Annotated in this window: 16 protein-coding genes and 1 pseudogene; 7 read left to right on the forward strand and 10 right to left on the reverse strand. The window is 64.7% G+C overall.

Annotated features, from left to right (window positions below; translation table 11 throughout):
- Window positions 1-2: 2 nt before the first annotated feature.
- Together J7573_RS07415 and J7573_RS07420 are read right to left on the reverse strand one after the other, a co-directional pair.
- Entirely contained in the window at window positions 3-626 is a 624-nt protein-coding gene (locus J7573_RS07415; protein WP_294331840.1) for a dTMP kinase, read from the reverse strand.
- A 145-nt stretch (window positions 627-771) separates the two neighbouring features.
- On the reverse strand, window positions 772-1,524 hold the full coding sequence (locus J7573_RS07420; protein ID WP_294331843.1) for an SDR family oxidoreductase: 753 nt from the start codon (window positions 1,522-1,524) through the stop codon (window positions 772-774).
- Between the two features lie 104 nt (window positions 1,525-1,628).
- On the opposite strand from J7573_RS07420, the gene J7573_RS07425 reads away from it, so the two are divergent.
- Complete coding sequence (locus J7573_RS07425) at window positions 1,629-2,543, forward strand: LysR family transcriptional regulator (RefSeq protein WP_294331897.1); 915 nt, start codon at window positions 1,629-1,631, stop codon at window positions 2,541-2,543.
- Window positions 2,544-2,549: 6 nt separating this feature from the next.
- Here the strand turns inward: J7573_RS07425 and J7573_RS07430 are convergent, their stop codons facing one another.
- Window positions 2,550-3,827 (reverse strand): flavohemoglobin expression-modulating QEGLA motif protein, encoded by a 1,278-nt coding sequence (locus tag J7573_RS07430; RefSeq protein WP_294331847.1) that lies wholly within the window; start codon window positions 3,825-3,827, stop codon window positions 2,550-2,552.
- Between the two features lie 47 nt (window positions 3,828-3,874).
- The gene (locus tag J7573_RS07435; protein ID WP_294331850.1) at window positions 3,875-4,816 is read right to left on the reverse strand and encodes a GlxA family transcriptional regulator; all 942 of its coding nucleotides are present in this window, start codon (window positions 4,814-4,816) and stop codon (window positions 3,875-3,877) included.
- Window positions 4,817-4,934: 118 nt separating this feature from the next.
- Here J7573_RS07435 and J7573_RS07440 point away from each other — a divergent pair, with 118 nt between their 5' ends.
- From J7573_RS07440 to J7573_RS07450, 3 genes are all read left to right on the forward strand, one after another.
- A complete protein-coding gene (locus J7573_RS07440; RefSeq protein ID WP_294331852.1) occupies window positions 4,935-5,726 on the forward strand; it encodes an SDR family oxidoreductase in 792 nt (263 codons plus the stop codon).
- Window positions 5,727-5,874: 148 nt separating this feature from the next.
- Window positions 5,875-6,900: an HlyD family secretion protein gene (locus J7573_RS07445; RefSeq protein WP_294331900.1), complete on the forward strand. Its 1,026-nt coding sequence runs from the start codon at window positions 5,875-5,877 to the stop codon at window positions 6,898-6,900.
- Window positions 6,897-8,462, forward strand: a complete 1,566-nt coding sequence (locus J7573_RS07450) for a DHA2 family efflux MFS transporter permease subunit (protein ID WP_294331855.1) — start codon at window positions 6,897-6,899, stop codon at window positions 8,460-8,462. The genes J7573_RS07445 and J7573_RS07450 overlap by 4 nt, the downstream gene beginning before the upstream one ends.
- A 28-nt stretch (window positions 8,463-8,490) precedes the next feature.
- Here J7573_RS07450 and J7573_RS07455 read toward each other — a convergent pair whose 3' ends face one another.
- Window positions 8,491-9,000, reverse strand: a complete 510-nt coding sequence (locus tag J7573_RS07455) for a peroxiredoxin (protein ID WP_294331857.1) — start codon at window positions 8,998-9,000, stop codon at window positions 8,491-8,493.
- Window positions 9,001-9,170: 170 nt separating this feature from the next.
- A complete protein-coding gene (locus tag J7573_RS07460) occupies window positions 9,171-10,664 on the reverse strand; it encodes an aldehyde dehydrogenase (RefSeq protein ID WP_294331860.1) in 1,494 nt (497 codons plus the stop codon).
- A gap of 267 nt (window positions 10,665-10,931) precedes the next feature.
- On the opposite strand from J7573_RS07460, the gene J7573_RS07465 reads away from it, so the two are divergent.
- The 3 genes from J7573_RS07465 to J7573_RS07475 all read left to right on the forward strand — a co-directional run bounded on the left by J7573_RS07465 (window position 10,932) and on the right by J7573_RS07475 (window position 13,942).
- Window positions 10,932-12,305, forward strand: a complete 1,374-nt coding sequence (locus J7573_RS07465; protein WP_294331863.1) for an APC family permease — start codon at window positions 10,932-10,934, stop codon at window positions 12,303-12,305.
- Window positions 12,306-12,496: 191 nt separating this feature from the next.
- Window positions 12,497-12,670 (forward strand): hypothetical protein, encoded by a 174-nt coding sequence (locus J7573_RS07470; protein ID WP_294331866.1) that lies wholly within the window; start codon window positions 12,497-12,499, stop codon window positions 12,668-12,670.
- An 84-nt stretch (window positions 12,671-12,754) separates the two neighbouring features.
- Window positions 12,755-13,942, forward strand: a complete 1,188-nt coding sequence (locus J7573_RS07475) for an MFS transporter (protein ID WP_294331869.1) — start codon at window positions 12,755-12,757, stop codon at window positions 13,940-13,942.
- 128 nt (window positions 13,943-14,070) lie between these two features.
- On the opposite strand, the gene J7573_RS07480 is transcribed toward J7573_RS07475, so the two are convergent.
- From J7573_RS07480 to J7573_RS07495, 4 genes and pseudogenes are all read right to left on the reverse strand, one after another.
- Entirely contained in the window at window positions 14,071-14,994 is a 924-nt protein-coding gene (locus J7573_RS07480; protein WP_294331872.1) for a LysR substrate-binding domain-containing protein, read from the reverse strand.
- Between the two features lie 45 nt (window positions 14,995-15,039).
- Window positions 15,040-16,074, reverse strand: a complete 1,035-nt coding sequence (locus J7573_RS07485; protein WP_294331875.1) for a GlxA family transcriptional regulator — start codon at window positions 16,072-16,074, stop codon at window positions 15,040-15,042.
- 20 nt (window positions 16,075-16,094) lie between these two features.
- Window positions 16,095-17,123 carry a glycine betaine/L-proline ABC transporter substrate-binding protein ProX gene (proX, locus tag J7573_RS07490; RefSeq protein ID WP_294331878.1) on the reverse strand — a complete coding sequence of 343 codons (1,029 nt, stop codon included), beginning with the start codon at window positions 17,121-17,123 and terminating at the stop codon, window positions 16,095-16,097.
- Window positions 17,124-17,181: 58 nt separating this feature from the next.
- Window positions 17,182-17,364 (reverse strand): annotated as a pseudogene (locus J7573_RS07495) (glycine/betaine ABC transporter permease); the annotation flags it as partial.

The raw sequence follows: 17,364 nt of genomic DNA on the forward strand, positions 1-17,364 counted from the left end.
CACTAAAGGTTGTTTGAGGCCAGCACGCCCTGAATCTCGGCGACCACCTGCTGTGTCGCGTCTTCGACCGTTCCTTCATTGCGGCACAGCACCCAGCCGTGATCGGCAACCGCCCGCTCGAATGCCTCGGTGCAGGCGATTTGCTCATCCAGCCGGTGGATCACCGTACTGCCCAGCCCCCGCGTACGCGCCGCCGCCCTCGCCCACGAGGTATCAGGCGAGGTGACCACGCCGACATGCAGGTCCGGCACTTGCACGTTGCGCTCGCGGTTCATGCGCAGAATCTCGGCGAACGGGACTGCCCGTCGAAACGCGGCATCGGAGGGGTACCAGCGATCGATCAGGATGATGCTGTTTGCAGGTTGCCTGGGCAATACGTTGCGGGTAATCCACGCACGGCTATCGGCCAGGCGCGCACAGACCTTCAGTTCCAGCTCCTGGCAGGGGTTTCTCACAAGCGTGTTGACGAGCGCCATGGTCTCCCCCCGGAAGGGGTCGCTTTTCTTCTCGCACAGCCGGATCACCTTCCTGTTGTCTGCCCTCAGGGCTTGGGTAACAGCCTCCAGCAACGTGGTCTTGCCGGTGCCCTTCGGGCCATCGAGCGCGACAAATAGCGGACGAATCATTTTTCAATACTGCCTGGAAGCTGCCTTGGATACCGAGACCTACATGATGCACCGAAAGATGGCCACGGTCTCCCCTGTCAGCTTGATGGCCGTCAACAGGCAAGGAGTACATTTGTACTCCGCCCGTATTTCGCCCTCCTGATGCTCAGATCTGCGCCTGGCCACCGTCCACGAACAACTCGGCCCCGTTGACGAAGCTGGCATCGTCGCTGGCCAGGAACACCGCCGCATTGGCGATCTCGACCGGCTCGCCTACCCGCCCCAGCGGCACCTGCGCCGCCAGGTAATCCAGCAGGCCTTGCTGTTGCCCGGCATCCGGCCCGGCGAGTTCGACCAGCCCGGGTGTGCGCGTGGCGCCAGGGCTGAGCGTATTGACCCGGACTGCGCGGTCCTTCAGGTCCAGGATCCAGCTACGGGCCAGGGCCCGTACGGCAGCCTTGGACGCCGAGTACACACTGAACGCTGCGGTGCCGGAACTACCGGCCGTGGAGCCGGTGAGAATGACCGATGCGTTGCGCGCCAGCAGCGGCAGCGCCTTCTGCACGGTGAACAGCACCCCTTTCACGTTGCGGTCGAAGGTATCGTCATAGTGGGCCTCGGTAATCTCGCCCAGGGGCAGCATGGAACCGCCACCCGCGTTGGCAAACAACACATCCAGGCGCCCCTGTTCCTGACCGATGCGGGCATAGAGTTCATCCAGTTGCTCCAGCCGGGTGGAGTCGACCGCAATGCCGGTGGCATTGCCCACCAGCGCCACGGCCTTGTCCAGCTCCGCCTGACGGCGCCCGGTGATGTAGACATGGGCGCCCTCCTCGGCAAAGCGTTTTGCCGTGGCCAGGCCGATGCCGGTGGTGCCGCCAGTGACCAGTGCGATCTTGCCTTCGAGTTTCTTGCTCATGGTGTTTCTCCCGTTGAGGTGGTGAGTGGCTGTGGGGAGAAGCGTATCGACCGGCGGAGCATTTCAAAATAGAATCATTTGAAAGTCATCATTGCAGAAATGAAATACCAAGAATTCCGGATTTCGAAGGCCTGGCGATGTTCGCCAAAGTGGCCGAGGAAGGCTCTTATGCCGCCGCTTCACGCGCCATGGGCGTTTCGGTACCCACGGTGTCGCGTGCGGTTGCGCGCCTCGAGGAACGTTTGGGTGCGCGCCTGTTCAACCGTACCTCGCGCCAACTTTCGCTGACGGAGTTCGGTCAGCGGATGGTCGAGCAAGCCAGCGCGCTGTATCGCCAGGCCGAGGAAATGGAAAGCGAGGCCCAGGAGCTGTCGGTGCAGCCGCGCGGGCTGGTGCGCCTGGCCGTGCCGATGTCCTTCGGCTTGCGCTGGGTCGCGCCGCTGCTGCCCGAGTTGCTGGCGCAGTACCCAGAGTTGGAACTCGACCTGCATCTGTCCGACTCGACCGTCGACCTGGTTGCCGAAGGTTTCGACGCAGCCTTGCGTATCGCCGCCCTGCCCGACTCGTCACTGGTGGCGCGGCGTATCTGCGCGGTCAGCCAGTACCTGGTAGCGGCACCGTCCTACCTTGCCCGCCATGGCCACCCCACGCACCCGCGCGAGCTGGCTGGCCACGCCTGCATGAGTTACGCCTATCGTGCCCGCAGCCAGGTATGGCGCTTCAGCCACGCCGACGGCAGCGAGCACGACGTGACGCCCCGCGGGCCGCTGCGGGTAACCAACTCGGATGCCCTGATCGCGCCCTTGCTGGCGGGCATGGCGATTGCCGAGCTACCGGAATTCATTGCCGCCGAGTACCTGGCCGACGGCCGCCTTGAGCAGCTGCTGCCCGAATGGCGGATGACCCAGGGCGGCCTGTACTTCGTGACCCCGTCCGCACGCACCCGGCCGCGCAAGGTCCAGGCGCTGGCCGACTTTTTCGGGGAGCGGTTGTCGAATCCGCAGTGGCAACTGCCGTAGCGGTCATCACTGGGCGCTGGCATCCGCTTCGTGCTCGTCGGCAAAGGCCATGAACATCGGCAGGTCGAGCACATCCAGCTTGATCTGGGCGATGAAGGCCGAGAACGCCAGGTTGGCGGCGAGCCGGCGCATGTCGCAGGCCCAGGCCGGAATGTAGGACGGCGCCTGCAGCCAGCCGCTCTCGAACAGCGGTGCAAGGCGCACGGTATCGGCCAGGGTCAGGCGCCCGGCGAACAGGTGGCCGACCAGTTCCGGGCGGTTGTCACGGATTGCCACACGCAGCAAGGTATGCACACCCAGCAAGCCGGTCAGGTAGGCGGCATCCTTGGTGAAGGCTGAACCGCCGCGCAGGTCGGCACCGCGGAAGATCCGCTGGGTCGAGCGGAACGACTCTTGCGGCGACTGCCCGGCGTTCACGAACCCTTCGAACACCTGGATGAAGTCGGCGCCATCCAGTGCCTGCTGCACCGCCAGCGCACGCAGGGCGACACGGCGCAGGCGGTTGATGTCCATGCTGCCGGTGAACAGTTCGGCCAGCGTGGCAATGCCCTCCTGGGTCTGGGTGGTGCGCGGCGCACCGAGCCCCAGGCTCTTGAGGTTGGGCTGGCTGGCACCATTCTGTGCGGTGGCGACATGCACGAAGGCTTCGTGCTGCAACAGTTGCTGCTTGTCCAGCTCACTGAACAGGGCCCCGGCACGCAGGCGAATGCGACTGGTCCCGGCGATGGCCTTGGAGGCGAGGTTCGGGTCCAGCACGATCCTGATCCGCCCGGCACCAAAGAAGCGGTCTATTTCCGGCTGCATCCAGGCAGCGAAATCCTCCGCCGGGATGTCAGCCTCGCTGGGCGGAATCTGCTCGCTGCCCAGCAGGGCATCGGTGGTCTTGAGGAAGAAACCGGCCGCGTCGAGCATGGTCAGCTTCTGCCTCGGGTAGAGAAAATCCGGGCGCCGGTACAGCGCTGCGGAACAACGGGTGAATTCGGGGGTGCCGATGGCCCCGAGCATGCGCCCGGCAGTGGCGTAACTGCGGGCGGTCATCGCCAGGAAGCGCCCGGCCGGATGCTGCTGGTCGCACTGCCCGATAAAGGCCTCCAACGCAGCAATGTCGGCGCTGTGATCGCGCGGTTGCAATTGCACCTGGGGCAGCTGGGCGTTGCCGGCGCGCCACTGGCTGAGGAACACCTGCTCGATGCCATCCGGCCAGGCCAGGGCATCGAGCACGCGGATCTTGCGGGTCAGCCCGGGTAGCGCGGCATCGAGTTCGGACAGAGAAGCGGCACCCATGGCAGTTTCCTCGAGACACCCGGCGGCCTCTCGAAAGCTTAGCCCGTTTACCCTACCGGCGTTCCGCTGCGTCGAATCATCTGCGGCGTCTGGCCGATCGTCCGCAGGAACGCCCGCCTCATCCGTTCCCGGTCGGCGAAGCCTGCCTCCCTGGCAACGACTTCGATGGGGTGCCCGCTGTCTTCGAGCAGCATCCGCGCCGCCTCGACCCGCAGATGCTCCACCGCCTTGGCCGGCGACTGGCCGGTCTCGGCGGTGAATGCGCGGCTGAACTGCCGGGGGCTCAAGTGCGAGACCTCGGCCAGTTCCTCCACGCTCAAGGCGCTTGTCAGGTTGCGCCGGGCGTAATCCAGCGCCTTCTGGATGCGATCAGACTTGGCGTCGAGGTCCAGCAACACGGAAAACTGCGACTGCCCACCGGCCCGGCGGTGGTAGACCACCAGCTTGCGCGCGACGATGCGGGCGGTTTCCAGCCCATGGTCTTTCTCGATCATGGCCAGCGCCAGGTCGATGCTTGCCGTCATGCCTGCCGAGGTCCACACCGGGCCGTCGATGATATAGATCCGGTCCGGTTCGACCTTGACCTTGGGGTAGCGGTCCTGCAGCTGCTTGGCAAACAACCAGTGGGTGGTTGCCCGCCGGCCGTCGAGCACACCGCTTTCGGCGAGGACGAAGGCGCCGACGCAAGGCGCGGCAACGCGGCGAGCGGAGGTCATCGATGCCCGCACGAAGCGGGCTAGGCCGGCCGTGACCGGCATCACCGACGTGCCGGAGCCGAACATCACGGTATCGAACACCTGTTCGCTGGCAAACGCGCGGGTCTCGATGCGAAAGCCTGCCGAAGACGGCACCAGCCCCCCGTCTTCCGACAGCAGGGTCACTTCATAAGCGGGTTTGCCCAGGGTCAGGTTGGCGATTTCGAACGCCGTGATCGCGGTCAGTCCCATCAGCTGGAAGCCTGGAAGAACGACAAAACCGAGCGTGTGCATGGCTGAGTCTCATGTCCTAAAAGGTGTCTTATATGACATTTGAGGCATGCCCACAAGGCCATAACATGACCTCCAGACCAGCGCACAAGCCGTGCGCGGGCAACCTTTGGAGACAGTCATGATCAAGCACATGGGTACCGCACTCATCACTGGCGCATCCTCCGGCATCGGGGCGATCTATGCCGACCGCCTCAGCCGTCGCGGTTACGACCTGATCCTGGTCGCCCGCAGCGAAGCCCCGCTCAACGCACTGGCCAAACGCCTGACCGACGCCACCGGGCGCTCCATCGAGGTGGTGGTGGCAGACCTTGGTAGCCCGGCCGGCCTGTCGCGCGTCGAAGATATCCTGCGCACCGATGCCAGCATCACGATGCTGGTCAACAACGCGGGCATGGGTGCCATCCAGCCGCTGCTCGAATCCGACATCGACACGCTGGATGACTTGCTCGCACTCAACGTGCAGGCGCTCACCCGCTTGACCTATGCCGCCATTCCGGGCCTGGTGGCGCGCGGCGGCGGCACGTTGATCAACATCGCATCGATCGTCGCCATCGCTCCGGAAGTCCTGAACGGCGTCTACGGCGCATCGAAGGCCTATGTCTATGCCTTCAGCCAGTCGCTGCGCAGCGAACTCAAGGACCTCGGCGTTCAGGTCCAGGTGGTGTTGCCTGGCGCGACCGCCACCGACTTCTGGGCCGCTTCTGGCAAGCCTGTCGAACAACTGCCTGGCGAGATCGTGATGTCCGCGGATGACATGGTCGATGCCGCGCTTGTCGGCCTTGACCTTGGTGAGTTCGCCACCCTGCCGGCGCTGCCGGATATCGCCGACCTGGACGCCTATGAGGCCGCACGGCAAAAGCTGCTGCCGCAGCTGTCGTTGCGCATGCCAGCGCCCCGCTACAGGGCGTAAAGCCCTGTTCCCCCGAAGCCCAAGCAGAGGACTGACCGTCATGAACGCTCAGGTCGACATCGAACCCGGCGCTGCGCTGAACAGCGCCACTGCGCGCGGCAAGCCCTTTGGCCGCGCCACCTTGCGCCTGGGCGCACTGGCGCTCGCCATGATCGCTGGCGTGGCCTATGCGAGCCACTGGTGGCTCAGCGGCCGCTTCATCGAGGACACCGACGATGCCTACGTGGGCGCCGAGGTGACCGTGATCAGTGCCAAGGTCCCCGGCTATATCAGTGAAGTTGCGGTGGTCGACAACCAGTTCGTCAAGGCCGGTGACCTGTTGGCGCGGATCGATGTGCGCGACTACAACGCCGCCCTGGCCAAGGCTGACGGCGCCGTGGCGGCGCAGCATGCGCGGCTGGCCAATCTCGACGCGGTCGAACTGCTGCAGCAGGCGCTCATCAGCCAGGCCAAAGCACAGATCGACGCCCGCAGCGCCGAGGCGCAAAGGGCCATGGACGACAGGGTGCGCTATCAGAACCTGGTGCAAAGCCAGGCCGTGTCGGTGCAGAGCGCCCAGCGCGTCGACACGGCCTGGAAAACCGCGCAGGCCGACCGCGTCCACGCCCAAGCCGGCCTGCTGGCCGCACGTCAGCAGCTGGCCGTGATCGACACCCAGCGCCAGCAGACACGTGCCGCACTGGCCCAGGCCGAAGCAGACCGGGAACAGGCCCGGCTCAACGTCGGTTACACCGAACTGCGTGCGCCGGTCGATGGCTATGTCGGCAATCGCCGGGCCAAGGTCGGCGCCTATGCCGCAGCCGGTAGCCAACTGATTTCGGTAGTGCCGGCCCACGGGTTGTGGGTTGACGCCAACTTCAAGGAAGACCAGCTGGCACGCATGCAAGTGGGCCAGGCTGTCAGCATCACCGCCGATATCCTCCCGGGCCGCACCTTCCACGGCCGCGTCGAGAGCATAGCGCCGGCTACCGGTGCGCAGTTCAGTGTGTTGCCGCCCGAGAATGCCACCGGCAATTTCACCAAGATCGTGCAACGCGTGCCGGTGCGTGTGCGTCTGGCGGATGACGATGCCGACTTCGGTGACCTGCGCCCAGGCCTTTCGGTGTATGCCGAAATCGACACCAAGGCCCCGCGCGCGGCGCAGCCTGACCTTGCCGCGGCAAGCCGGCCATGAACAGCGAACTGCCGGTCCTCACCCCCCGTCAGAAGGTCGCGGCCTTCGCCTGCATGTGTGTGGGCATGTTCATTGCCCTGATCGATATCCAGATTGTCTCGGCCTCGCTCAAGGATATCGGCGGTGGGCTTTCCGCCGGTGCGGATGACACCGCCTGGGTGCAAACGGCCTACCTGATTGCCGAGATCATCGTGATCCCGCTCTCCGGCTGGCTGTCGCGGGTGATGAGTACGCGCTGGTTGTTCGCCGCCTCGGCCGCCGGCTTCACCCTGACCAGCCTGCTCTGTGCGGTGGCCTGGAACATCCAGAGCATGATCGCTTTCCGCGCACTGCAAGGCTTTTTGGGTGGTTCGATGATCCCGCTGGTGTTCACCACCGCATTCATCTACTTCAGCGGCCCGCAACGGGTGATTGCCGCCTCGGTGATTGGCGCCATCGCCTCGCTCGCGCCGACCCTGGGGCCCGCAGTTGGTGGCTGGATCACCGATGTTTCGTCCTGGCACTGGCTGTTCTACATCAACCTGGTGCCCGGCATTTTCGTCACCCTCGCCGTGCCGATGCTGGTCAAGGTCGATCAGCCCGACCTGGGCTTGCTCAAGGGCGCCGACTACCTGGGCATGGGTTTGATGGCGGTGTTTCTGGGTTGTCTGGAGTACACCCTGGAAGAAGGCCCGCGCTGGAACTGGTTCAGCGACCGCACCATAGCCACCACGGCCTGGCTGGCAGGCCTGTGCGGCATCCTGTTCGTCTGGCGCAGCCTGAGCGCCGCGCAGCCGATCGTCGACCTGCATGCCCTGCGCGACCGCAACTTTGCCCTGGGCTGCCTGTTTTCATTCATCACCGGTATCGGGATCTTCGCCACGATCTACCTGACGCCGTTGTTCCTGGGCCGTGTGCGCGGTTACGGTGCCCTGGATATCGGCCTGGCGGTGTTTTCCACCGGCGTGTTCCAGCTCATGGCCATCCCGGTGTACGCCTTTCTCGCCAACCGGGTGGACTTGCGCTGGATCCTGATGTTCGGCCTGGCGCTGTTCGGGATCTCGATGTGGGACTTTTCGCCGATTACCCATGACTGGGGTGCCAGGGAGCTGCTGCTGCCCCAGGCCATTCGCGGCTTTGCCCAGCAGATGGCGGTGCCGCCGACGGTCACGCTGACCCTGGGCGCGCTGTCGCCGGCACGGCTGAAGCTCGCGTCGGGCTTGTTCAACCTGATGCGCAACCTGGGCGGCGCACTGGGCATCGCAGCCTGCGCCACGCTCCTCAATGATCGGACCAACCTGCACTTTCTGCGCCTGGCCGAGCACCTGAACGTGCGCAACGAAACCCTGAACACCCGGCTCGAGCAATGGAGCGACAGCGCCCAGGCACTGGGCCAGAACAGCCTGGATGCTGGCCAGACTGCGCTGCATCAGCTGTGGGCGTTGACCTGGCGCGAAGCGCAGACGATGACCTACGCCGACGCCTTCCTGGTCATCATGGCGTGCTTTGCGTTCGCCACACTACTGGTGCCGTTGATGCGCAAAGTCCAGCCACCCCGGCAGCCGTCGGCCGATGCCCATTGAGGCGGCCCCGGTATCCGCCAGGACCAGGTCAGCCCTGGCCCCGCACCACGGCCAGCATGCTCGCGGCATCGCTGACCTCGAACGTGCCAGGCGCCTCCAGCGCAAGGTGCTTGACCACACCGTCGTCGACCAGCATGGCGTAGCGCTGCGAACGCCGCCCCAGGCCCCGCGCCGAGAGGTCCTGGATCAACCCCAGCGCCTCGCTGAACTCGCCATTGCCGTCGCCGATCATCTTCACTGTCTCGCCGACCTGCAGGCTGCTGCCCCAGGCGTTCATGACGAAGGCATCGTTCACCGACACGCAGAGAATCTCGTCAACGCCCGCCGCGAACAGTTGCGGTGCTTCGGCCACATAGCCCGGGACGTGACGCTCGGAACAGGTGGGCGTGAACGCGCCGGGCAAACCGAAAATCACCACGTTCTTCTGCTTGCAGCGCTCACGCACCGAGAACGCATTCGGGCCGATCGGGCAGGCGCCCTCGCCGTTGCTGTATTCGTAAAGTGTAATGTCGGGCAGTTGCTCGCCGGGCTTGATCATCGCTGTCTCCTGGGTAAGTGGATGGCCGAGCTTGCTATGATGCAGCAATCCATCAGGCCAGGTACATGATGCACACACCCACTCCACTCAGCACCCGCGAATGCCTGACCCGAGATTGTTTGCGCCTGTGAGATCTTGCGCCAAGCCCCCGAAACACCGCGCCCTCCCTGTCAGCCGCGCAGTTGATACCAGGTGGTCTTCAACTGCGAGTACTTGTCGAACGAATGCAGCGACAGGTCGCGGCCGAACCCGGACTGCTTGCCACCGCCAAACGGCACCGTTACATCCAGCGCATCGACCGTGTTCACCGATACCGTACCCGCCTTGAGCGCGCGGGCGACGCGGTGCGCCCGGTTCAGGTCATCGCTCCACACCGACGCCGCCAGGCCATAGATACTGTCATTGGCCAGGCTGATCGCCTGCTCTTCGGTATCGAACGCACTGACCGCCAGCACCGGGCCGAAGACCTCGTCCCGGGCCAGGCTCATGCGGTTGTCGACGCCAGCGAAAATGGTCGGTTCGATGAAGTTGTCCGAGCCCCCGATGGTCAGGCGTTGCCCGCCGCAGACCAGGCGTGCGCCCTCCTCGCGGGCCTGGCCGATGGCCTGGGCAATGCGCGAGGCCTGCTCGGCATCGACGATGGCACCGGCACGGCTGGCCGGGTCCAGCGGGTTGCCTGGCAGCCACTGGCGAGCCTTGGCCTGCAGGCGCTCAATGAACTCGTCATGGATCGAACGCTGCACATACAGCCGCGAGTTGGCCGAGCACACTTCGCCCTGGTTGAAGAAGATGCCAAAGGCGGCCTTCTCGGCGGCCAGGTCCAGGTCCTGGCAGTCGGCGAACACCAGGTTCGGGCTCTTGCCACCACACTCCAGCCACACTTGCTTGAGGTTGGACTGCGCCGAGTACTGCATGAAGTACTTGCCCACCTGGGTGGAGCCGGTGAACACCAGGCAGTCGACATCAGGGTGCAGCCCCAGCGCACGGCCCGCCGTTTCGCCAAGGCCCGGGACCACGTTGAGCACACCTTCCGGCAGGCCGGCTTGCAGCGCCAGTTCGGCCAGGCGCAAGGCCGAGAACGGTGATTGCTCGGCGGGCTTGAGGACCACGCTATTGCCCGCCGCCAGCGCCGGGGCGAGCTTCCAGGCGGCCATGTCGAGCGGGAAGTTCCACGGCACCACTGCCGCGACCACGCCCAGTGCTTCGCGGGTGATGGTGGCCAAGGCATTGGCCGCGGTCGGTGCCACCTGATCGTAGAGCTTGTCGAGCGCCTCGCCATACCAGGCAAAGACGTGGGCCGAACCCGGTACGTCGATGTTGTAGGCATCCATGACCGGCTTGCCCATGTTCAGCGAGTCCAGCAGCGCCAGTTCTTCACGGTGGGCCATGATCAGCTCGGCCAGGCGCAGCAGCACCTTCTTGCGCTCCACGGGCGCCATGCGTGGCCACGGCCCTTGCTCGAAGGCCTTGCGCGCAGTGCTGACGGCAAGGTCGACTTCGGCCTGGTCGCAGGCAGCGACACGGGCGAGCACCTGATTGGTCGCCGGGTTGATGGCGTCGAACGTTGCACCGCTGGCGGCCCCGAGCTGGCGGCCACCGATCAAGGCCTTGTCTGGCAAGCTCAAGCCTGCCGCGCGCTGTTGCCAGTATCCGAGATCGTACATACACACTCCTGACGACCGTCCGTGCGGTCCGCTTGTTATGGGTCTGGGCAACATTCTTGGCGCAGCCACGGGCCCGGCGAAACCAGCTTTTTTCTGCCCCTTGCAGAGGAAAAAACTGCTCCCCCGAAAGGGTGATTTCGAGGCCTGCCCGAGTGTGGGAGCATTCGAGCCGCCCCACCTGAGCCACACCTCTGATCAGACTTCCTCACCAGTAGCGAGCTTGCTCGCCTGCTGCGGCTTCCTGCATCCCATTTCAGGAGTTAGCAAATGCATACAACAACAAATACAGCCCAACCCCAGCATCCTGCGTCGCCCAGCAACACCTCCGGCCGTTTCCGCAAATCCATGGGCATGACCGCGCTGGTGCTGTTCGGCCTTGCCTACATGGTTCCGCTCGCCGTCTTCACCACCTATGGGCTGGTCACCCAGATGACCAAGGGCCACCTGCCCATCGCCTACATCCTCACCCTCGCCGCCATGCTGCTGACCGCGTACAGCTACGGCCGCATGGTCCAGGCCCATCCCTACTCCGGTTCCGTCTACACCTACACACGCAAGGCCTTCGGCAGCCACTTCGGCTTCATCGCCGGCTGGACCTTGCTGCTCGATTACATCTTCCTGCCGCTGCTCAGCTACCTGCTGATCGGCATCTACATGTCCGAGTACTTCCCGGCCATCCATGCCTGGGTGTGGGTCGCCGGGTCGATTGCCCTGGTGACCTTCCTCAACCTGATCGGCATCGAGTCGATCACCCGGGTCAACTGGATCCTGGTGGTGGCACAGCTGGTATTCATCGTGGTGTTCGTCGCGTTGTCGGTACGCCACATGAGCGGCCAGGCCGCGCCGGTCTCTCTGCTGGCGCCGTTCCACCACGAAGGCTTCAGCGTGCCGCTGATCATGACCGGCGCGGCGGTGCTGTGCCTGTCGTTCCTCGGTTTCGATGCGGTGTCGACCATGGCCGAGGAAACCAGCAACCCGACCCGGCGCATTCCACAGGCGATCATGGCGGTGTCAGTGATCGGTGGCCTGCTGTTCCTGGTGGTGTCGTACTGCGCGCAGATGGTCTTCCCCGACTGGGCCAGCTTCGCCGACCCCGACTCGGCCTCGGTGGATGTGATGCGCCGAGTCGGCGGCGAAATGCTGGTGACAGCCTTCACCGCAACCTACGTGGCCGGCTGCTTCGCTTCGGCGATGGTGTCCCAGGCCAGCGTGTCGCGGGTGCTGTTCGCCATGGGCCGCGATGGCGCGCTGCCCCGGGTGTTTGGCCAACTGGTGACGAAAAAGCGCGTGCCGGCGACGGCGATCATGCTGGTCAGCCTGCTGTCGCTGGTGGCGCTGTTCATCACCCTGGATACCGTGGCCAACATGATCAGCTTCGGCGCCCTGTTCGCCTTCTCGGCGGTGAACCTTGCAGTGGTCAAGCACTACCTGGTGGACCAGCAGTTGCGAGGGATGCGCAACTACCTGCTGTACGGCGCCATTCCGGCACTCGGGTTCCTCAGCACGATCTGGCTGTGGACCAGCCTGTCGAGCATGTCCTTCACCATTGGCCTGTGCTGGATGGGCGTAGGGTTCCTCTGCCTGCTCGGGCTGACCAAGGCCTTCCGGGTGAAGTTGCCCGAATTGCAGATGGCCGAGTGACCGCTTGAGCACAGGTCGGCGGCTTGCAACAGCGCCAGTCGACGTGCCCTGCAGCCAGGGATGGCTGCACGCCCACCACCCACTGACCGGTGAGTCAGGCTGAAATACGCGTTCTAGAGCGGTTATTTCACTTTTTGCTGAAGAAGATCTGCGCTACCCTCGCCGCGCCAAAACAACAGCAAGGAGTGGGCATGAAGGTCGAGATCCAACGCAACGAACAGGACGCAGGTTGCAAGGTCGTCATTGACGGGCACCCGGTGTCGTTCAGCAACCTGGCGGACGCCGAAGCGTATGTGGCGCGCCTGACCGAACGGCTGCAGGCCGCTCCCCAGGCATTCGCATCGCCCCAGAGCGAGCCGGCCTGATTCGCCCACCCTCAACAATCCTGAATGGTATGATCCCGCCTTAAACGTTTCAGTATGTTTCTGCGTGTTTTAAAAGGGACCGTAATGTCTGTTCAGGAATTACCGCCGCTCGCCGCATCCAAGGGCGGCGTCGGCAAGATGGAAGCTGCCATGGCGCTGGGCAGCTTCGCCATCGGCACCGGCGAATTCGCCATCATGGGCCTGATGCCCGATATCGCCACCAACCTGCAATTGAGCGAGCCGCAAGTCGGCCATGCCATCAGCGCCTACGCGCTGGGCGTGGTGGTCGGCGCGCCGACCTTGGCCATCCTCGGTGCCAAGCTGCTGCGCAAGCACATGCTGCTGTTGCTGATGGCGCTGTATGCCATGGGCAACCTGGCCACCGCCTTTGCCCCTTCGTTCACCAGCATGGTTGCGTTCCGCTTCATCAGCGGCCTGCCCCATGGCGCCTACTTCGGTATCGCCGCGGTGGTGGCGTCGAGCATGGTGCCGAGCAACCAGCGCGCCGGCGCCGTGGCGCGGGTGATGATGGGCCTGACCCTGGCGATGCTGCTGGGCAACCCGGTGGCGACCTTCCTCGGCCAGTTCTTCGGCTGGCGTTCGGCGTTCATCCTGGTCGGTGCCATCGCTTTGTGCACCATTGCCCTGGTCTGGCGATACGTTCCGCAGCCCGTTGATGAGCCGCGCAGCGACCCGCGCAAGGAACTGCAAGCCTTCGCCCTGCCCCAGGTGTGGATGGCGCTGGGCATTGCCGCGATCGGCTTTGCCGGCATGTTCTGCGTGTTCAGTTACCTGGCGCCGACCATGCTGCAAGTAACCCAGGTAGCGCCGGAGTGGATCCCCTTCGGCCTGGCCGCGTTCGGCGCTGGCGGTATCATCGGCAACATTGCCGGCGGCAAGCTGTTCGACCGCCTGCAGTTCCGCGCCGTGGGCATCGTCCTGGTGTGGTCGGCGGCCGTGCTGCTGTTCTTCAGCTTCGCCGCCCATGCGCTGTGGTCGGTGCTGCTGGGGATTGGCCTGGTCGGCACCATGATCGCCCTGGCCGCGCCACTGCAGATCCGCCTGATGGACATCGCCCACGAAGCGCCAAGCCTGGCGGCCGCGTCCAACCATGCCGCCTTCAACCTGGCCAACGCCTTGGGGCCCTGGTTTGGCGGCATGGCCATCAGTGCCGGTTTGGGCTGGACCAGTACTGGGTACATTGGTGCTGCGACGGCATTGGCGGGGTTGGTGATCTACCTTGTGGCCCGCCGGATGAAAGGCGGGCACTGATCCCTTCGCGGGTGCCTGGCTTGAGGTTTTCAGCGCCTGTGAGATCGAGCGCCGCGCGGGCGGCTCTCGATCTCACAGGCGCCAAAAATGCCAAGGCGAACACCCCCAGCATCAAATCCCAATCCCGCCTACCCAACCCGAATCTCACGATTACCACTCATGTAGTACTCCAGCCGCCCGCGCAGCCAGCGCTCGGCCGGGTCGCTGTCGGTGGTACTCAACCAGACCATGGCCAACTCCAGCGGCACGGTGTCGAACGGCAGCGTTTCGGCCTGCAGGTTGCCCCAGCTGGCCATGGCCTCGGCGGCGTAGTCGGGGCAGCAGGCGAGCAGTTCGGTGTCGGCCAGGATCGCCGGCAGTGAACTGAACTGGGGCACCGACAACACCACGTTGCGCGCATGGCCGATTTCCTTCAGCCAGTCATCGACCACGCCCTGGGTGTTGGCCGTTGGCGACACCTGCACGTGGGGGCGTTGGCAGAACTCCTCCAGGCTCAGCGGTTGCGCGGACTTGTCGGCCCTGAGCACCCGCGCCTGCATGGTACGTAATACTTTACGTTTGGCATTGGCCGGCAGGCCGCGGGTCTGGCTGATGCCCACCGTGACCTCCCCCGACGCCAGCAGGTCGGGGATACGCCAGTAGTCGACATGCTGCACAACCACCACCACATGTGGTGCTTCGGTGCGCAGCGCCCGCAGCAACGGCGGCAACAGCCCGGATTCGACATCGTCGGACAAGCCGATCCTGAAGGTCATCTTGCTGGTCGGCGGGTCGAAGTCATGGGTCAGGCTGAGCGCCGCCGACATCGCGTCCAGCGCCGGAGTGAGGTGCTTGATCACCTCCGCCGCCCGCGCAGACGGCTCCATGCGGTTGCCGACGCGGATCAGCAGCGGGTCGTTGAACATCGTGCGCAGCCTGGCCAGCGCCGCGCTGACCGTGGGCTGGGCGAGAAACAGCTTTTCGGCGGCGCGGGTGAGGTTGCGCTCTTGCATCAACGCCTCGAACACCACCATGAGGTTGATATCCGCCTTGCGCAGCTCGTTTCGATTCATGCCTGCTCCTGATAGTCGTCCACTGCCAACAGGATAGGCGCCCGGTCAGTGCACCGCCCAGCCCCGGCTCATCGCCCGGTACTTGCGCGGAGGCATGGCGAAGAAGTTGTGAAAGCGCCGATAGAAGTACGAGAAGCTGGTGAAGCCGCTGGCAACGGCAATCTCCGACATCGGCTTGTCGGTGTGCTGCAGCAACTGGCGTGCATGCCCCAGGCGCAGCTCCAGGTAAAAGGTCAGCGGCGTCGACTGCACATGCTGGCGGAAGGAGCGCTCCAGTTGGCGACGCGACAGTTTCACATGCCGGGCGATCTCGTCGATGGCAATCGGCTCTTCGATGTTGCTGCTCATCAACTCGATGGCTTCGTTGAGGTTCTCTGGCAAGCCGACCCGAAACGGCGGCGCCACCCTGGGCAGCGCCGGCGCGGGCTTGTCGGCGGCGACGATCTGCGCCACGCCGTCGAGCAGGCTCTTGCCATAACGGCCGGCCAGCAGCTCCAGCATCATCTCCAGCGCACTGCTGGCACCGGCGCAACTCAGGCGCCGGCGGTCCAGCACGTGGCCGGCCCGGCTGATACGCACACCCGGGAACAGCTCGCCCATCAGCGCCCGCCCCTCCACATGGCAGGCGCAGTCATGGTCTTCGAGCAGGCCCGCTTCGGCGATGAAGTAGGCACCATTCCACAAACCACCCAGCAGGCAGCCGTGGTTGTCAGCCTCGCGCAGCTTGCCGCGCAGGCGGGGGTTGCGCTTGAGCGGCACGCGGAAACCGCCACAGACGAACAGAAAGTCCAGGCTGTGCGCCTGAAGGTCGGCGAGGGTCTGGTCAACGGCAATGACGATGCCCGAATCGCTGCGCACCTGCGCGCTGTCACCGATCATCACGAACTCGAACAGCGGCTTGACGCTGACCTGGTTGGCGGCAGCCAGGGTGTCCATGGCGCTGGTCAGCGTCATCATCGAGAACTGCTCCAGCAGCACGAAGCCGACCCGGCGCAAGGCCGCGCCGGTGGCGAGGCGGTGATCCGGCGCCAGGTGGGCGAAGCTACGGCTTTTGAGAGGACTGACGACTGGCTGGCTCATGGTTCTGCTCTGCTTGGGGGTTAGTTACTGGCCTGCATCGCCGCAGCGCGTGCTGCCTGCAACCAGCCATCGAAGGCCTGGCGGTGGGCGGCGATCCATTCCTGGGTGTGGCGCTGGATGTCGGCGAAGGACTTCTCGCCGTTCTGCATCTTCAGGTTCTGCGCGCTCTCGTCGGCCGCCGGGATCTGCATCAGCGACAGGAACTTCACGGCTGCCGGGTTCTTTTCGGCGAAGTCGCGGTTGATCACCGCTTCGATCTTGTCCAGGGCGAAACCGAGGTTCTTGCCCTGGTACAGCGTATCGACGCTGTTGTCGCCACCCGGCAGATCGGTTTTCGGCACCTCCAGCCAGACCACGTCGCGCCCCTCGACCAGCACGCCGGCCACCCACTGCGGCATCCAGGTGTAATAGAACACTGGCTTGCCTTCCTTGAAACGGGTGATGGTGTCGGCCATCAGCGCGAAGTACGAACCCTGGTTGACGTGGATGCTGCTTTCCAGGTCGTAGGCCTTCATCTGGTGGGCGATCACCAGTTCGCAACCCCAGCCCGGGTTGCAACCGGTCATGTCGGCCTTGCCGTCGCCATCGGTGTCGAACAGCTTGGCGATCTCTGGCTTCTTCAGGTCGGTGATGTACTTGATGTGGTACTGGTCGGCGGTTTTCTTGTCGATCAGGTAGCCCTGCAACACGCCGGGCAGGATGTCGCCGACCTTGACCATGTTCTGGTCGCCCCCGGCCTTCTGGTAGAAACTCGCGTGCAGCTTGTCCCATAGGTTGACGCTGAAATCGGCATCGCCGTAGCCGACCGCCAGGATCATCGTGGCGTATTCGGTTTCCTTGGGTTTCTGCACGTTGTAGCCCAGCTCGCGCAGGCCCTCGATGGCCACTTCGCCGCGGAAGCGCTCTTCGTCCACGGTGGGGAATGCCGGGGTGATCTTCACCCCTTCACCCGGTTTGTCGGGCGAGGCGCTGGCGTGCAGGCAGGCCAGGCCCAGCGCCACGGCGCATGCGGTTTGCAGGAAACGGCGGGGGAACTTGAACTCGGACATCGTCGCGTACCTTTTTCTGGTTGTTGTTTCGGGATGCGGCAGATGGAACGGGGTTAAGTCAGGCAGTCTTGCGCCGCCCTTGGGGTTGCGCCGCGCCGCACAGGCGCAGTACCACGCCCACTGGCCCGGTGTGGTACCAGCGCAGGCTCGGGTCGGCGCTGGTGCGCGCGCCCATGGCCTGGGTCAGGCGGTCGAGGAAGATCGCCAGCAGCACCAGGCCGACACCGCCGACCGTGGCCAG

Source organism: Pseudomonas sp. (assembly GCF_017744435.1).
In the GTDB taxonomy this organism is placed as follows: domain Bacteria; phylum Pseudomonadota; class Gammaproteobacteria; order Pseudomonadales; family Pseudomonadaceae; genus Aquipseudomonas.